Raw genomic sequence first — 1,174 nt, 5'->3', positions numbered from 1 at the left:
GGGGGCGAACCAGCGGACCGGGACAGGGTTGAAGCTGCGGCCGAGCCCGCCCGGCCAGCGAGGCCCGCCGCGCCAGCGACACCCATCGTGGCAGCCGCGCCGATCCCGACGACGGTCGCACCGGTGGCGACCGCAGCGCCGGCGCCGAGTTGCGGGCCGCCCGAGATTAGGCCGGAGGCGATGCCGGGGCCGAAGATGGCGAGGCCGAGAAGAGTGAGCGCGGCGAGCGCGAGGCTGGCGACCTGTTCGAGCGTCGGCGGCGTTCCGCCGAAGTCGAGCACGAACTCGTGGAAGATGGTCGAGCCAATGCCGATGATCACGGCGAGCACCAGCACTTTGACGCCGGTCGCCATGACGTTGCCGAGCACGCGTTCGGCGAGGAACGCCGTGCGCCCGAACAGTCCGAACGGCACCAGCACGAAACCGGCGAGCGTCGTCAGCTTGAACTCGATCAGCGTCACGAACAGCTGGATCGCGATGATGAAGAAAGCGAGCAGCACGATCGCGAAGGCGAGCAGCAGCACCGCGATCTGCGCGAAATTGGTGAAGATGCCGACCGGGCCCGCCAGCGCCGTCGCCTGATCGTAGAGCGGCCGCGCCGCATCGATGCCCGTCGCCGCAATCTTCCCAGGGTGCAGAAGATCGTCGGCGCTGCCGGAGCCGGCCGCTTTCAAGCCGAGCCCCGAGAAGCTCAGATAGATGATCTTGGCGAGACCGTTCCAGTTGGAGATCAGGAAAGCGAAGAAGCCGACCTGCAGCGTCTTTCTCACCAGCCGGGCGACGATGTCGTCGCCTTCACCCCAGGTCCAGAACAGGAAGGCCAGCGTCACGTCTATCACGATCAGCGAGCTCGCCAGAAAGGCGACGTCGCCGTGGATCAGACCGAACCCGCTATCGATGTAGCGTGCGAAGGTATCGAGAAACCGATCGATGACGCCGGTGCTTTCCATCGCTCAGTGCTCCGCAGATGGAGTGGCGGCCGCCGGCGACGGGGCCGCCGCGCGCGGGGCCACATAGCTGCGGCTCTCGCCGAGAAAGCGCCGACGATTGACTTCCCAGGCCTGCTCGCACGCCGCGTCCGTGCTGCCGGCGGGAAGCGTGCGACAGCGCAGCAGCTCCGCCATCAGCGGATCACCGCCTGCAGCCGGCGCGGGCGGCGCATCGTCCGCGGCCA

The 1,174-nt window shown here is 68.1% G+C and carries 2 protein-coding genes; both read right to left on the bottom strand.

What is annotated here, in order from left to right; all coding sequences use genetic code 11:
- Positions 1-950, bottom strand: a 950-nt coding sequence (gene trbL / locus BHQ40_RS24745) for a P-type conjugative transfer protein TrbL (RefSeq protein WP_070158313.1), incomplete at its 3' end; no start/stop codon positions are given.
- A 3-nt stretch (positions 951-953) separates the two neighbouring features.
- Positions 954-1,174, bottom strand: a 221-nt coding sequence (gene trbK-alt, locus BHQ40_RS24740) for a putative entry exclusion protein TrbK-alt (protein ID WP_171905969.1), incomplete at its 5' end; no start/stop codon positions are given.

The organism is Sphingobium phenoxybenzoativorans (assembly GCF_001757355.1).
In the GTDB taxonomy this organism is placed as follows: domain Bacteria; phylum Pseudomonadota; class Alphaproteobacteria; order Sphingomonadales; family Sphingomonadaceae; genus Sphingobium; species Sphingobium phenoxybenzoativorans.
Note: the sequence above shows the minus strand (reverse complement) of the source record. Positions and strands in the feature narration are given on the sequence as shown.